The sequence below is a fragment of the Streptomyces filipinensis genome (assembly GCF_014649495.1).
GTDB classification, from domain to species: Bacteria; Actinomycetota; Actinomycetes; order Streptomycetales; family Streptomycetaceae; genus Streptomyces; species Streptomyces filipinensis.
Genome location: NZ_BMTD01000024.1, coordinates 79,723 through 94,757, shown reverse-complemented (window position 1 = coordinate 94,757; position 15,035 = coordinate 79,723). Strand labels below are relative to the sequence as shown.

The following is a 15,035-nucleotide window of genomic DNA, read 5'->3' as shown; positions in this document are numbered from 1 at the left end:
CTCGGCATGACGCGTCCGGGAGAACCGGCCAAAGCAACAAGAATTCCATACAGAAGGAGCATGTCGTCGTGGCCCAGACCACCATCGCCCGCACCATGCGTGCTGTCTTTCAGGGCGCCGCCGGTAGAGCCCCCGAGGTCCTGAAGGTCATCGAGACCAAGCGCCCGGAGCCGGGCTGGGGCGAGATCCTGGTCCGGGTGCATGCGGCGGGTGTGAATCCGGCCGACTGGAAGATCCGGGAGCGGGGCGTGTTCGCCGACGGTACGCGGCTTCCCTTCATCCTGGGATTCGACGTCTCCGGGGTGGTCGAGGAGACCGGACCCGGTGTGACTCTCTTCCAGCCGGGCGACGAGGTCCTCGGAATGCCATGCTTCCCGCACCCGGCCGGCGCCTACGCCGAATATGTCACCGCCCCGGCCCGCCAGTTCGCTCCCCGTCCTCAGGGCCTGACCCACATAGAGTCGGGGGCCCTGCCCCTGGCGGCGCTCACCGCCTGGCAGGCTCTCGTCGACACCGCAGACGTACGGCCCGGCCAGCGCGTCCTCATCCACGCTGCCGCGGGTGGCGTCGGCCACCTGGCCGTCCAGATCGCCAAGGCCCGAGGCGCCCACGTGATCGGCACAGCCAGCGCCGCCAAGCACGACCTGCTGCGCTCCCTCGGCGCGGACGAACTGATCGACCACCGCACCCGGAACTTCGCCGAGACCGTACGCAACACCGACGTCGTGCTGGACATGATCGGCGGCGCCAACTGGGCCCGCTCCCTGTGTACCCTGCGCCCAGGTGGAAGGCTGGTCTCGATGCTGCCGCTGGACGACACCTTCCCCTACAAGGAGGCCGAGGCGGCCGGGGTGCGAGCGGAGTTCATGCTCGTGGAGCCCGACCGGCAGGGCCTGGGCGAGATCACCAAGCTGGTCGAGGACGGCCGCCTGCGGGTGATCGTCGACGCGGTCTTCCGGCTGGAGGACGCCGCCGTCGCCCACACGCTGGGCGAGGCCGGCCGCACCACCGGAAAGATCGTCCTCTCCGTCACGCCGTGACCGGCCATTCTGTGCCAGCTCCACGCGCGGACTTCAGCACCGGCAGTTCCGTCTGTTCACGCCGTCAGCGCCGCCTCCACCGTCAGCTTGCCCGCGAGCAGGCGTTCAGCGCGGACCCTCGGCTGCCGTCCGGTACCACTGGTCGCGCGATGCGGGCCTGCGCAGCGCGCCGTAGAGCTCCGCGAGGCCGTACGCCGCCTGTGGGTCCCCGGCCGGCGCGGCGGGCTCGATACACCGGTCCAGGTGGCGGTCGTCCCCGTCCTCGGCGGCTTCGGCGGCGTCGAGCCCCTGTTGCGGGTCATGCCGTGGTCGACGGTGGGTTTGGGGCGATCGGCGGGGTCGGGTCGGTTGTGGAAGGTCCGGCGCGGACGACGGCTTGGTCTCCTCGCGGACCGAACAGGTGCAGGATCTCCACGGCGCTCGTGTCCGCGGGGCCGAACCAGTGGGGCTCGCTGGTGTCGAACTCGGCCACCTCGCCGGGCCGCAGCGTGAAGTCCTGCGCCCCGAGGATGAGACGCAGCCGACCGGCGAGGACGTAGAGCCATTCGTAGCCCTCGTGGGTGACCAGTTCCGGCTGGCGGGGTGCCAGTACCTGCTTGAAGACCTGCACGCGGCCCGGGTACTGCGTCAGGGGTACGAGGACGCTCCCGCGCTCCTTGTGCAGGGGCCGCAGGTGCACCCGAGGGTCACCGCTGGCCGGCGCCGCCACCAGCTGGTCGAGTGCGACGCGGTGAGCCCGTGCCAGCGGGATCAGCAGGTCGAGAGTCGGGCGCCGATGGCCCGATTCCACCCGGGACAGCGTGCTGACCGAGATCCCGGTCGTGGTCGCGAGTGCCTGGAGCGTGAGGCCCCGTTCCCGGCGCAGCCTGCGCAGCCGGGGCCCGATGCCATCGAGGATCTGCTCCAGCTCCGCGTCCCCGGATCCTGTGTTCATGGATCCATTTTTGCAGTGTTCGCACAATCGATGGGCTTCGGCCGTCGCCCGGACCGAGCCTTGCCGGGCACTGTCCCCGGAGATCAGAGGTAGACCGTGACCGCGACGACACACCCTGTCCAACCCATGCTGAGTACACGCAGACGCTGGACGGTACTGGCCGTCTGCTGCCTGAGCATGTTCCTGGTGGGCCTGGACACCACCATCGTCAATGTGGGGCTGCCGGCCATCGGGCGCGGTCTGGATGTCGACACGCGCGGTCTCGAATGGGTCGTGGACGCCTACACCCTCGTCCTGGCCAGTCTCCTGATCTCCTCCGGCGCACTGGCGGATCGCTTCGGACGCCGCCGGGTGTTCCAGTGTGGGCTGACCGTCTTCGGCGCGGCCTCACTGGTCTGCGCGCTCGCCCCGTCGGCGGGCGTACTCATCGCGGCCCGTGCCCTGCAGGGCGTCGGCGCCTCGATGCTCAGCCCCGTGGCGCTCGCGATCGTGGTGAACACGATGCCGGACCCGAAGGAACGGGCGCAGGCGATCGGGATCTGGGCGTCAGTGTTCGGACTGAGCATGGCCGCCGGACCCGTCACGGGCGGCGCGCTGCTCGGAGGGCTCGACTGGCGGGCGCTGTTCTGGGTCAACGCACCCGTCATCGCGGCCGCTCTGCTTCTCAGTGCGGTGTTCGTGCCGGAGTCCCGGGCACAGCGGGCCCGGCGGCTCGACCTGCCCGGCCAGGTCCTGCTGACCATGGTCCTCGCAGTCGTGGTCGGCGTCCTGATCGAAGGGCCGCGCATCGGCTGGACGTCGCCTGCCGCGCTGGCGGGATACGCGTGGGCTGCCGTGGCGACCGTGGGATTCGTGTGGGTCGAGTCCCGCCGACGTGAGCCGCTGATGGACCTGCGGCTCTTCGGGCGCCCGGTCTTCAGCGGTGCCGTCGTGGGCGCTGTGGCGGTCTTCGTCGCCCTGAACATGACACTACTGCTGAACACCCTCTACCTGCAGCACACCCGGGAATGGACGCCACTGGCCGCCGGCGTGGCCACCTTGCCCTTGGCCGTCGGAGCGACCGTCTGCGCCCCCTTGTCCGGCCGCATGGTCGGCCGCACGGGACCGCGGCTGCCGCTGCTCCTCGCTGGCGGTTTCATCACGGTCGGCGGGCTCTGCCTGGTCCGGCTCACCCCGCACACGAGCGTGCTCCTGCTTCTGGCGGCATATGCGCTCATCGGTATCGGGTTCGGCTTCGCCAACGCCCCCATCACCAACACCGCGGTCAACGGCCTGCCACCCGCCCGTGCCGGCGTGGCCGGGGCGATCACCTCCACCGCACGGCAACTCGGCTCCGCCCTCGGCATCGCTCTCGCCGGTGGGCTGGTCTCGGCCACCAGCCCTACGGGGCTCGCCCACGCGTCCCACCCGGGCTGGATCCTGGTCGCCACCTGTGGAGTACTGCTCTTCCTCATCGCCCGCGTATCACGGCCGAAGGAGGCCACCATGGGGCACACCTCCCCACAGAGGCGGTGAGCGGCGCGGCTCACCGCAACGCACTGTTGTCCCTTGAAGGGGGCATCCCCCTCCGAACGTGGCGGAAACGCATACCTGCGCCCACCCATCGGCGGATTCAACCACCCTGACTGGCTTTTGAGAACAGGCCCCCGGTAGCTCAACCATGTGGCGGCGCCACCACCATCATGGCCTCGTACAGCCAGGCCGTTGCCCCGCTTCAGGCTTCCGTCATGGGTCACAGGGGGAGGCCGCGGACCCTCTGTCAGGGGTCGCGATCCGCGCATCAGCCTGCCGCGGCCCGGCCGGTGCAGCACACAGGCGCTCTCGCGAAGGCCAGGGCCCAGGTGTTCCGGCGCGCGGGCGGGAACAACCGGTCCGGCCGACGCTGTTGCACCGGCCAGGAGACCGGCACCACGCGGGTACGCAACACAGGCCAATAGGCCGTCCCGACGTGATCCGAGGGCCCTCGGGTCCGCGGTACGCCCGGTCATCCGACATCCGACAGTGGGGGGCGAGCACTCGTAGCCCCGTCGCGGACTCGGACCAAGGCCCTTTCACACAGGAGGACTGATTCATGAATGACCGGCCCTTGACGCTCATGGCGGTGCACGCCCACCCCGACGATGAGGCCACCGGAACAGGAGGTGTCCTGGCGCGGTACGCGGCGGAGGGCATCCGCACGGTCCTCGTGACGTGTACCGACGGGGGTTGCGGCGACGGACCGGGTGGTGTCAAGCCGGGCGATCCCGGACACGATCCGGCGGCCGTTGCCTTGATGCGGCGTCAAGAACTGGAGGCGAGCTGCGAAGTCCTGAAGGTCAGTCACCTGGAGACGCTGGACTACGCAGACTCCGGGATGATGGGCTGGCCAACCAATGACGCCCCCGGCTCCTTCTGGCAGACACCCGTGGAGGAGGGCGCTGCACGACTTGCGGAACTCTTGCGTCGCTACCAGCCCGATGTGGTCGTCACCTATGACGAGAACGGCTTCTATGGCCACCCCGACCACATCCAGGCCAACCGCATCACGATGGCGGCGCTGGCCATGACCGAGCAGACACCGAAGGTGTACTGGACGACGGCGCCCCGCTCGATGATGCAGCGGTTCGGGGAGGTCATGCGCGAGTTCGGTGGGGACTGGCAGGAGCCGGATCCCGCTGAGGCCGCCGCTGTGGCCGAGATCGGCCTTCCCGACGAGGAGATCACCACCTGGGTGGACACCACGGCGTTCAGCGGCCAGAAGTTCGATGCGCTGGCCGCGCACGCCAGCCAGGGCGAGAACATCTTCTTCCTCAGGATGGGCCTGGAGAGGTTCACCGGTTTGATGGGCGTCGAGACCTTCGTCCGCGTCCAGGACACCACCGGCGCGGCCGTACCCGAGAACGACCTCTTCGCCGGACTGCGCTGATCCGCCCACCCGCCGGGGCAGAAAGCTCATGGTCCGTACGGCCAGATCGGGTGTGCCCGCACGCCCGAAGGACTGTTCCCATGGGTTCCGCCCCGGCGGGTGGATCCGGCCTGCGCCAGCTAGCCGGGGAGCATCCGACACCACGTCGTCGAATCCCAACTCCAGCCGCAGCTGGGTCCATTGGTCCGTAACCCACCGCCGCAGTGGCCAGCTCGCTTCCCGAGAAGCCGCACGGGACTGATCGTCCTCACGGACAGCGTCAGTGGTCGTAGGCGGTCAGTGCGCACATGACCCGCCGGCCGCACACGAAGCTGACTCCACCCATCAGGCCGGCCCCCTTGGAATCGATCATTCAGGGAACCGGGAGGCGCTCTATCGGCGGACCGCCGAGATCAGTCCGCCGGGCCGCTCCTCGCGCTGCGGCGGGGTGCTGATCGGGCGGCCGTAGGCGGCAGCGCACTCGCGCAGGGTGTGGCTGTCGGCCTCCCAGCCGTGCCCGGCCAGCCAGCCCACCGGGTCGTCGGGCATCTCCGAGACCCACATGGACGCCGCCGATCCCGGCACGGCGTCCGCGCCGAAGCGCTCGATCACACCGCGCGAGCCCAACGTCAGCCCCATCCGACTGCCTGCCGCCGACTGCGCGCTGATCCGGGCCAGCAGCAGCTCCACCGCGTCCTCGGGCAGGTAGATCAGCAGTCCTTCGGCGATCCACACGGTCGGCACGGCCGGGTCGTGCCCTGCGGCGGCCAGGGCGCCTGGCCAGTCCTCACGCAGATCCACCGCGACGGTGATCCGCTCGCAGCGTGCGACGGCCCGCTCCTGGCGCAGCACCGAAGCCTTGAAGTCCAGTGGCGCGGCGGTGTCGACCTCGAACAGCCGGGTGCCCTCGGGCCAGTCCATCCGGAAGGCCCGGCTGTCCATGCCGGCGCCGAGCAGCACGACCTGCCGGACCCCGGACGCGGAGGCCCGCTGCAACAGGTCGTCGAGGAACTTCGTCCTGATGACGATGGAGAACGACACGGCCAGTCGGCGGCGTCGCGCCGCCTCGTCATCGGGCAGCGGCGGCGAGGAAGGCCACAGGCCGCCGGCGGTGGCGAAGGCCTGTGCCAGTGGGTCGCGGAAGAGCGCGTTCTCCCGCTCGGTCTCCAGCGCCCGCACCCTGGCCACCCCCACCGCGGTGGCCCACACTCCCGACGGCTGCACCCGCTCCTGCTCATCAGTCACCACGCCAGCCTAGATGAGTCGTCCACCAGCTCGTCAGCGGTCCCAGATCAGAAACAGGTACTGCCGCTGTACCGCGCGAGATGGTCACCGTCGAGGCCCTGCCGCAGTAAATCGGGCAGTCACTGCGGCAGAACAGCTGAACGCTCCGCCTTCATCCGGTCCGAGTTCGTCCTCGCTTGCGGTATCCGTCCAAGACGTCCTGGCGGAGCAGATAACCGAAGCCAGCAGATTCCAGACGCAGCCCCAGCTGGGCCTCAGTGATGCCAAGTTCGGCAGCGGTGTCCGCCAGGTGCCAGTCGCTGGCGGCAAGCTTGCGGAGAAGGTGACCGCGGCGGACCTGCGTCTCCGACAGGCGAAACGTCTTGAGGTAGGTGATCCTGCCCCTGTCGTCGGTGATGGCCTCGCCGATGTGGTTCTCCTGCTTGGGACGGAACGCCGGCAAGAAGCGGGAGAGCGTGAAGCGTCCCATCCGGTAGACCGTCTGCCAGGTGTACGCCTGCTCCAGCAGGCCCGCCAGCATGGTCGTGTCATGAAAATGCGTCCAGGCGTGCTCCTGTTCGGCAACTGCCGTGCGCAGGTCGGCCAGGGAGCGGATGCGCGCGTCAGGGATGCGAGCCCGGAAATCCTGCACCGGCGGCATCAGCGTCGCGTAGTGGTGGATCAGTTCGCCGTACAGGTCCTGCACGAGTGTGGGGTGGAGTGCGCGGTAGTCGTCGGGATGCGAGACGGTGAACGCGGCCGCGAGTGCGTCGGCGACGTAGACCAACACGCCGCACTGGCCGGGGTGGATCTCGAAGATGCGCAGCGCGTCGGTCAGCCCCCGTACTTCGGCGCCCACATAGGCTTCCTCGACGCGCGGGGAGAGCCCTTGGCGGATTGCACGCTGCGACCACTCCGTCCAGGCGAGCGAGGGGCCACCGAAGTGCAGTGCCAAGTAGCCTTCCAGCGCCAGGTGCATGGGGAGGAACCGTAGCCGGTCCTTGGCCTGGCGGCGGGCCATTCCGCGGTGGAAGCGCAGGCCCATTGTGGCGGTAGGAGCCGAGTTGCCGTCGACGGAAAGCTGGGTGCCGTAGGCGGCCGCCGGCGTGCCGTCACCAGTCCACGTGGCGACGAATCCGTGCGGGATGTAGGAGACATAGGCATCGCGCGGGCCGACCTCGACCAGCCCCGCCCCCTCACCGTAGAGCTGCGAGCGCAAACGCAGATCGTCGACAGGTTCGTCACGCACGAGCGGCACCAGACGGACGGCACCCCAAACCTGTGCGGGACGGGTGGTCAGGCCGGTCAGGTCCAGTGTGGTCATCGCGCCCGCTCCTGGTTCCGGCCGCCCATCATGCGGGCCGCGCGGGTGTCCATGTAGGTGATCAATTCGGCCAGGCCGGTCCGGCCCTCCGCGAACTGGGCGAGCTCCACCAGTGCGGGAAGGTCCTCGGCGTCGCGGACACCCGCGGTGGGCACCGTCGGGGACAGCCGGCGCACGTCGAAATCGGCCGCGTCGTAGACGGGGTTGAGATGCACGATGCTGGTGCGACGCCCGGGGTCGAGCCGGGTCCGCCAGATGCGCAGCACCTCGGCGGCCAGGCCGGGAGGAGCGTTGTCCCATCCATCGGAGACGATCACCAGCCTGGACGGTGTGGTGTCCAGCGCGTCGAGGATCCGCCTACCCACCGGCGTCGGGCCGTGCGGACGGGTCAGCAGCGCGTCAGTCCGCCCGGACGTCCACAGCCCGGTGTAGTTGCCGGCAAGGGCCGCGAGCAGATAGTGGCAGGCCAGGGCCACCGCCAGCGGCCGACGACGCTTGTGAACCGAACCGAAGGTGGAAAAGCTGTCGTCCAGGACGGCGGTGACCCTGCCCCAGCTCCCCTGGTGGGATCCAGCCACCCGGCCGGCGGCCGATTCCAGGGCGTGGGTCAGCTCGGCACGTCGGCGCAGGCGGTCCTTGACCGGCAGTGAAAGCACATAGGTCGCCAACCGGGTCAGCGGCATCCTGGCCAGGTCCGCCTGTACTCCCGTGGTCCCGGTCTTGTGCGCGGACTCCTGCAGCCGCAAGGTCTCCAGGCGGGTCATGCGTGGGGCTATGCGCTCCAGGAAGACGTCCCGGGGGATGCCGTGCTTGGCGGCGAAGCCCTCGGCAGCCGTATAGGGCAGCTCATACAGGGCGGCCTGCTCGTAGTGCGCGCGGCGCCACGTCTCCAAGAGAGGCGTCGCGTAGTGCTCGCGGGTCAGCGGCGCGAACACGAACGCCCCCAGTTCTTCGGTGGCGGGGGCCAGGTGCGCGTGGCGAAGGGCCCGCTTGAGTCCGCTGCGGTACTTCACGGCGTCGAACGCCAGGTCGGGGCGGGCGGCAAGCCAGTCGCGCATGATCGCGCGGGTCCGGCGGTTGTTCACCCCGGCCCGGCGCAGGGCATCGAACAGCCCGTACACGCGTTGGGGTGGCAGCGTCGCCAAACGACACGCGATCAGTCGGCCCTCGCTGCGTCGCTGGCCGGCAGTGGCCTCCCCGGTGGTTTCCAGCAGCCGTCGGATGATGAGGGCTGCGTTGTGGTCGTTGATGTCGAGCGCGAGGACCCCGGCGTACAGGTCACGGTAGTTCCCCAGCATGTACGCATGGAGGAAGTCCAGGGACAGCCGCTGCTCGCCCGCGTCGCTGTGAAATTCACGCTGGCCGGTGGACGTGATCGCCGCGTTGACAAAGAGCAGCACATCATCGGCCGCAATGAGGTCCCCGTACGAATCCATCCGATTCTTCCCCCATAGACGTGGACGCCGGCCGGGGAATGGGGGCACGAGCTGCGAATCATTGCTTTAGAGGCAGGTTCCGGAAGTCGCACCGGAGTCCCGCGGCCGGCCCCAGGACCGTAACAGAGCAGGCCACAAGCCTTCTACTGACTTCCTTTCCGTGCTGGCCGGGGCGCTCTCCGGACGCCGCCCGTGCGCGATGACGGGGCACGGCAACCGGCTCCCCGAGGTCGGCCGGCCCGTTCAGCATGGCGGTGATCTGCTCGGGAGAGTGCCCGAGCCAGTCCTTGGGCTTTGAAGCCCACCATCAGCGAGTACCTGTGGATGGATGCGACGCGCGGCGACGACGAGGACGCCGCCCGGCATCTCGATGAGCAGCTGAAGGTGCTGCTCCGGGCGACCGGGTTGCCTCTCGCTGTCCGCACGCGATGACGCCGACCCAGACCCCATGCCCAGGCCCCCGGGTCACAGGGAAGCCGGTCGGCGCCTGGCCGCACAGGGCGTCCCAGTCCGTCGGGTGGAGGACCTCTCCTGGGCGCACATGGTCCGCGGCGAGGTGCACTGCGCGAGCAATGTGCTGCGGGAGGTCCCCTGAGGGGGCCCGGAGCAGGGCCCCGACTGATCCCGCTCCTCCAAGCCGGACTGACCGTGCGGGGCAAGCGCGTCCGGCCCCGGCGCCGCCCCGACGTGGTGCTGGGCGACCGCGGCTACGACCGTGACAGGTACCGCCAGCTGATCTGGGACCTCGACGTGAAGCCGCTGATCGCCCGCCGGGGCGCCGAACACGGCTCCGGCCTGGGCGCCCAACGCTGGGTCATGGCAAGCGAGTTCGCCCACCCGCACTGGTTCCGCCGCCTGCGGATCCGCTGGAGATACGCGATGACATCCACGAAACCCTCCGCGCCCTGGGATGCGCACTGATCTACTGGAGAAGACTCCGCTCTGCGATGAGCCCTTGAGGCGGCACTGCGCCGTTCAGGGTCCAGTGGACCCCTCCGCCAGATCCTTGATTGCGTTGAGGCGGCGCTCCCACTGGGTGGCGAGGGTGTCCATCCACCGCGTTGTCCGCCTCAGCGGCCGCAGGTCGGCTTCGTAGCGGACCTCGCGTCCGGCCCGGTGGGCGCGTACCAGTCCGGCGCGGCCGAGGACTGCCAAGTGTTTGGCGACCGCCTGGCGGGTGACAGGGAGGCTTGCCGCCAGGGACGTCGAGGTCGCGCCGCCGTCGCGGGCAAGGACGGCCAGGACCTCTCGGCGGATCGGGTCGGCGAGGGCGACCAGCACATCATCGGGGGCTTGTTCGCCCTCTGTGGTGCGGGTCATGCTGTGCTCTGTTCGCAGTCCGCGCGCAGTTGGTCGAGCTTGCCGGGCCAGTTCAGGCTGTTGGCGCGGTGCCGGTCGATGGCCGCGTCGGTGGGCAGCCCGAGGTGCGCGAAGCCGCTTTCGACCAGGGTGAGCCGGGTGCCTCCCGTGGAGGCGTCTTCGGTCAGGGTGAACTCGACCAGAGTGGCGTTGGTGTCGTCCGGCTCCTCGCCGGCGGCGCCTTGGGACCACCGCCAGGACAGCGCGCGCGGCGGCTCGACCGTCTGGATACGGGCGGGAATGACGCCGTGGATGCCGTGGTCGAAGACCAGGAGACCGCCGGGGCGAAGGTCGATCTTGACCGGCTCTCCATTGCCGAACCAGCGGCCGAGGAAAGCGGGTTCGCTCAGCACGGACCAGACCCGTTCCCTTGGGGCATTGATCAGGATGGCGCGTTCGATCGTGTTGGGGATCACTGCAACCTCATCTCATCCGGATGCGCTACCCAAAGGTTGCACAACCAAAGGCCCATGTGCAACCGATTGGTTGCACCTGGGCAAGTGGTGCCGCTCGCGTCCCGCCAAGATTCGAGCACCCGCTGCTCATTCCGTTAGGAGGTCTCCCTGGTCGGCCGCCTGCCACGGTATTCGGCCCGGATCCAGCTCGGCCTGGCCGACGGGGGAGTTACCCGGCGTCCCGTTGCCCCAAGCCACCCGCACCGGCGCCCAAGCCGGCCTCGTCACAAGACCCCAACCCGCAGGCACGCAACGCAACAGCCATTGGCCCTAGACCTCCTTCGAAGGCTGGATGATCAGGCGTGGCAGGTTCACGTTGCGCGGGCGGCTCACGACGTACGAGACCAGCTCGGCGACCTCGCTGACCGGGACTGCCGGGAGGGTGGTGCGGAGGTCGTTCACCATTGACTGCAGTTCGGTCGGGAAGCTGTCGGCGAGTTCGGTGCCGCCGATCATGCCGGGCTCCAGGTCGGTGACGCGGATCCCTTCGCCGGCCAGTTCGGCGCGCAGCGTGCGCGTCAGGTGGCTGACGGCCGCCTTCGAGGCGCCGTACGTCGCCATGCCGGGGTTGATGCGCTCGCCGGCGATGGACGACACGTTGATCAGGTCGGTCGTGCGGGTCGCGGCTGACCTGCGAAGGGCCGGGAGGAACGCATGCGTGACGTTGATGACGCCGGTCAGGTTGACGTCGACGGTACGGCGCCAGTCGTCGAGCGGGCCGTCCGCGAACGGGACGACTCGCATCAGGCCGGCGTTGTTCACCAGCAGGTCGAGATCGCCGAAGCGGTCGTGCACTTCGGTCGCCGCCGCGGCCACGGACTCTTCCGAAGTGACATCAGCCGGTACGACGAGCGCCGTACCGCCGGTCTCGGTGATCTGCGCGGCGACCTTCTCGAGGCGGTCGCGGCGACGGGCGAGGAGCGCGACGGAGGCGCCGTCGGCGGCGAGACGGGTGGCGATGGCCGCGCCGATTCCGCTGGCGGCGCCGGTGACGAGTGCGATGCGGTTTGTCATGGCAACAGCCTCGGCCGGACGACGCGTGCGCGGAAGATCCGCTGCGACCATAGGTCCGGCAGTACCACCCAGTGCTTGGGATACTGGTCGGGTGAGCGCGTTGGGAGAATTCCTACAGAGCCGGCGGGCACGGGTACAGCCCGATGAGGTCGGGCTGCAGCCGGGTCGGGATCGGCGCGTCAGCGGACTGCGCCGCGAGGAGGTCGCGTTGCTGGCCGACGTGAGTGTCGACTACTACATCCGGCTAGAGCAGGGCCGCGCCGGGAACCCGTCGACCGCGGTGCTGGCAGCCGTCGCGGACGCGCTGCGCCTGGACCGGACCGAGCGGGCCCATCTACGGCAGCTGGCCTGCCCGGCGCCGCCCGCAGTACCGCCGAAGACCGCCGTACGCCCGCAACTCAAGGCAATGATCGACGCGATGCACGAGCTCCCGGCGATCGTCGTCGACCGGCTGAGCAATATCCTCGCGTGGAACGCCGCCGCGTTGGAGGCCGTCGCCGACTTCGAGGGCTCCGCCCACCGGAACCTGGCCCGCCTGTACTTCCTCGATCCGACGTCCCGCGCGTACTACACCGACTGGGAAGCCGTCGCGCAAGACGCGGTCGCCCTGCTGCGAAGGGCTTCGGCCGAGTACGCCGACGACACGGAACTGGCCGCGCTGGTCGACGAACTCCGCACCGTCAGCGCCGAGTTCGACCGGTTCTGGGACTCCCACGACGTCCAGGACCGATCTCACTGCGCCAAAGTCCTCAACCACCCCACGGCCGGCCAACTCACGTTCACCCTGGAGTCCCTGCAGCTCCCCGACGAGGACGGCCAGTACGTCATCATCTACACACCCGCAGACCCGACCACCGAGACCTGGCTGACCACCCGGGCAGCCTTCAGGTTCGCACCCCGCGATGGGCAGGTCGCTCCACCACTGCCTCGGTAGACCTCCGGCGATCAGGGGGAACCCACCACACGAGATGAAGCGGCGGCTGGTGCGTGTATCTCCTCCGCCCACCCAGCAGGCGCTCTGCCGACGGCCGCGGGTCACTCAGGCTGGTGGCGGCGCTCCGGGCGTCGCGCTCGGTGGGCAGCAGACCACGCTGGCGGGGGAGCGCCGCACCAGCGGTGGAGTTGGTCGCGGGTCAGCGATCAAGTACGCGAAGGCCGAGATGACGGCACGGCACGCACGGCGTACGGTGGAAATGCGCCGGTGCGCACCCGCCCCGAGTCAGGGCACCCAAGAGCTGCGTCATGAACTCGCTGCCGGCGCCGTGCGTGCTGTCTCATTCCCGAGGTTCCACGAGCAGGGGACGGAGACCTCGTCGGCTGCTGCTTTCGATCTCATCATCGGCCCCCGTGCACGGAACACGGCGAGGAAGGAGTCGGCCATGGTCTGGGGACTGCGCGAGGCTGTGGGCCTTACCGACGAGGGCACCCAGTGTCCCAATAACGCATCAGACCAGCAGCAGGTCGCCGAACTGCTGGACGCTGTCGGCCTGCCCGCCGGCGGGACATCATTGGACGAGCTCCCGCCGATCGGGGAGGGCGAGGCCTCGGAGCAGCTCTGCACGGCAATCCAGGACTTTCAGTCTGTCCAGGGCCTGACCGCCGACGCGCGGGTGGACGTGGGCGGGGCCACCTGGACCCGCCTGATGGAGCTCGTCCAGCCGGGCAGCGCCCCCGCCGGACAAGCCGTCCCGCTGCTGCTCACCGTGTCCGACTACGAGGTCACCGAACTGCCACAGAGCGTCGCGCCCTGGCCGTCCCTGGTGTACACGCTGCGGGGAAAGGTCGCGGAATGGGACGGCGCCGGCATTCACATGGAGCTCTGGGTGAACGGCCCGCTGAAGGTCGCCTGGACCAAGGAGGCCTACGACATCGGCTGCGAAGTCTCCCCCGACTTCAAGGCCTTGGACGAGGCGGTCGCCTCCGGCAGCGCCCGGACCATCGGCGGCGTCGCCCTGGACCAACTGTGCACCCGACTACGGTCGGAGTCACGGGGCGCGATCGGGAACCTGTTCGCGGCCGTCAGTTTCAGCGGGGGCCCGGACGGAACCCCCAGGATCGGGGGGACCATCGGCGACGAAACGGCCTTCCTCCGGGTCGATTTCGACCCGGTCGAGCGGGCCGTCATTTACACCGCCAGTGTTCACGTCTTCAAGTCGCAGACCGTCACGCAGGGCGAGGCACAGGTGTCCGGCGACCTCCAGGTACAGCTGAGGATCACCACCGCCGCCGAACAGGACTACGAAGCCAGCGTCGCGGCGGCCATGGCTGTGCTGGCCATCGCGGCGGTGGTCCTGGGCCCCGTGGCGGAGTGGGCAGGGAGCACGGCGGTATCCGGCCTGGGGGAGGGCGTTCAGCAAATCCTCACCCGTGTCCCCGTCAGGGCGCTCCCATAGCCGCAAGGGGTTGTGAGTGGTCATTCAGCCGGTCGGTCGGTTGAGAAGGCCGCTTCGCTCAGGGCTCTAGCGGACAGCACTGCCGAATTGCCAACGGTGATCGCGACGGGAAGGCGCGGCGAGGGCAGCACGCGCTTACGCCCCGCGGTACCTGCCACTGGCCCGAAACCGGCCGGACCGTTGCTTAAGGTCATCGAGGGCTGAGGAGGCAGAACTCGTTGCCTTCCGGGTCGGCCAGAACCGTCCAGGAGATTGCGGACCGATCGATATCAGGGTCGGTGGCGCCCAGGGCGCGCAGTCGGGCTGCCTCGGCGGCCAGGTCGTCACCGGGGTAGGGGCACACGTCGAGGTGGACGCGGTTCCACACGCTCTTGGTGTCGGGGGTGCGGAGGAATTCCAGGTAAGGGCCCACGCCTTGGGCGGAGCGCATGGTCGCGTGGTCCTCGGTGACCTCATGCAGCGTCCAGTCCATCGCCTCGTTCCAGAACCGGGCCATCCCTCGTGGGTCGGTGCAGTCGACCACCACCGCGGCGATCGGCCCGGTGCCCTGGTAGATCGGGCGGGGCTCCAGGACACAGAACTCGTTGCCCTCCGGGTCGGCCATGACCGTCCAGGGGACGTCGCCCTGACCCACGTCGGCGAGCGTCGCGCCGAGCTCCTTCAGACGTGCGACCAACTCCGCCTGATGCGCGGTGGAAGTGGTGGCCAGATCAAGGTGCACCCGGTTCTTCACCGTTTTGGGCTCCGGCCGGGCGACGATGTCGATGCAGACGGCCACGGGGTCGGGGTAGGCGAAGCCCACGGGTTCGAGGTTGGTCACGCCGGGTCCCTCGCTGTCGACACCCCAACCGAGTGCCTCCGCCCAGAACCGGCCGAGCGCGGCGTCGTCCTGGGCCTTCATATTGATCTGCACAAGTCGTGTCGCCATGCCGCAGATACTAGAACCTGCCACCGGTCCGGGCCGCCGGCCGG

14 protein-coding genes are annotated in these 15,035 nt (G+C 69.4%); 6 read left to right on the top strand and 8 right to left on the bottom strand.

All coding sequences use genetic code 11. The annotated features are described in order from the left end of the window. Positions 1-95 precede the first annotated feature (95 nt). The gene (locus tag IE244_RS36195; protein WP_191877844.1) at positions 96-1,040 is read left to right on the top strand and encodes an NADP-dependent oxidoreductase; all 945 of its coding nucleotides are present in this window, start codon (positions 96-98) and stop codon (positions 1,038-1,040) included. A 298-nt stretch (positions 1,041-1,338) separates the two neighbouring features. Here the strand turns inward: IE244_RS36195 and IE244_RS36190 are convergent, their stop codons facing one another. Continuing rightward, on the bottom strand, positions 1,339-1,974 hold the full coding sequence (locus IE244_RS36190) for a helix-turn-helix domain-containing protein (RefSeq protein ID WP_191877821.1): 636 nt from the start codon (positions 1,972-1,974) through the stop codon (positions 1,339-1,341). Between the two features lie 126 nt (positions 1,975-2,100). Between IE244_RS36190 and IE244_RS36185 the strand changes: the two genes are divergently transcribed. Then, a complete protein-coding gene (locus IE244_RS36185) occupies positions 2,101-3,489 on the top strand; it encodes an MFS transporter (protein ID WP_191877820.1) in 1,389 nt (462 codons plus the stop codon). Positions 3,490-4,045: 556 nt separating this feature from the next. Beyond that, entirely contained in the window at positions 4,046-4,879 is an 834-nt protein-coding gene (locus tag IE244_RS36180; RefSeq protein ID WP_191877819.1) for a PIG-L family deacetylase, read from the top strand. A gap of 372 nt (positions 4,880-5,251) precedes the next feature. Here the strand turns inward: IE244_RS36180 and IE244_RS36175 are convergent, their stop codons facing one another. The 3 genes from IE244_RS36175 to IE244_RS36165 all read right to left on the bottom strand — a co-directional run bounded on the left by IE244_RS36175 (position 5,252) and on the right by IE244_RS36165 (position 8,842). Next, positions 5,252-6,067 (bottom strand): class I SAM-dependent methyltransferase, encoded by an 816-nt coding sequence (locus tag IE244_RS36175; protein WP_191877843.1) that lies wholly within the window; start codon positions 6,065-6,067, stop codon positions 5,252-5,254. Positions 6,068-6,254: 187 nt separating this feature from the next. Continuing rightward, positions 6,255-7,406, bottom strand: coding sequence for an ARPP-2 domain-containing protein (locus IE244_RS36170; protein ID WP_191877818.1), 1,152 nt, complete (start codon positions 7,404-7,406; stop codon positions 6,255-6,257). Further along, a complete protein-coding gene (locus IE244_RS36165; RefSeq protein WP_191877842.1) occupies positions 7,403-8,842 on the bottom strand; it encodes a hypothetical protein in 1,440 nt (479 codons plus the stop codon). Before IE244_RS36165 ends, IE244_RS36170 begins: the two co-directional genes overlap by 4 nt. Before the next feature lie 648 nt (positions 8,843-9,490). Here IE244_RS36165 and IE244_RS36160 point away from each other — a divergent pair. Beyond that, positions 9,491-9,763 (top strand): hypothetical protein, encoded by a 273-nt coding sequence (locus IE244_RS36160; RefSeq protein ID WP_191877817.1) that lies wholly within the window; start codon positions 9,491-9,493, stop codon positions 9,761-9,763. A 54-nt stretch (positions 9,764-9,817) separates the two neighbouring features. Here IE244_RS36160 and IE244_RS36155 read toward each other — a convergent pair whose 3' ends face one another. From IE244_RS36155 to IE244_RS36145, 3 genes are all read right to left on the bottom strand, one after another. Continuing rightward, positions 9,818-10,162, bottom strand: coding sequence for an ArsR/SmtB family transcription factor (locus tag IE244_RS36155; protein ID WP_191877816.1), 345 nt, complete (start codon positions 10,160-10,162; stop codon positions 9,818-9,820). Continuing rightward, positions 10,159-10,617 carry an SRPBCC domain-containing protein gene (locus tag IE244_RS36150; protein WP_191877815.1) on the bottom strand — a complete coding sequence of 153 codons (459 nt, stop codon included), beginning with the start codon at positions 10,615-10,617 and terminating at the stop codon, positions 10,159-10,161. The genes IE244_RS36155 and IE244_RS36150 overlap by 4 nt, the downstream gene beginning before the upstream one ends. A 309-nt stretch (positions 10,618-10,926) precedes the next feature. After that, positions 10,927-11,670 (bottom strand): SDR family oxidoreductase, encoded by a 744-nt coding sequence (locus IE244_RS36145; RefSeq protein WP_191877814.1) that lies wholly within the window; start codon positions 11,668-11,670, stop codon positions 10,927-10,929. Between the two features lie 91 nt (positions 11,671-11,761). Here IE244_RS36145 and IE244_RS36140 point away from each other — a divergent pair, with 91 nt between their 5' ends. Then, positions 11,762-12,604, top strand: coding sequence for a helix-turn-helix transcriptional regulator (locus IE244_RS36140; RefSeq protein WP_229854634.1), 843 nt, complete (start codon positions 11,762-11,764; stop codon positions 12,602-12,604). 445 nt (positions 12,605-13,049) lie between these two features. Then, positions 13,050-14,063, top strand: coding sequence for a hypothetical protein (locus IE244_RS36135; RefSeq protein ID WP_191877812.1), 1,014 nt, complete (start codon positions 13,050-13,052; stop codon positions 14,061-14,063). Positions 14,064-14,253: 190 nt separating this feature from the next. On the opposite strand, the gene IE244_RS36130 is transcribed toward IE244_RS36135, so the two are convergent. Beyond that, complete coding sequence (locus IE244_RS36130; RefSeq protein WP_191877811.1) at positions 14,254-14,991, bottom strand: VOC family protein; 738 nt, start codon at positions 14,989-14,991, stop codon at positions 14,254-14,256. Positions 14,992-15,035 lie beyond the last annotated feature (44 nt).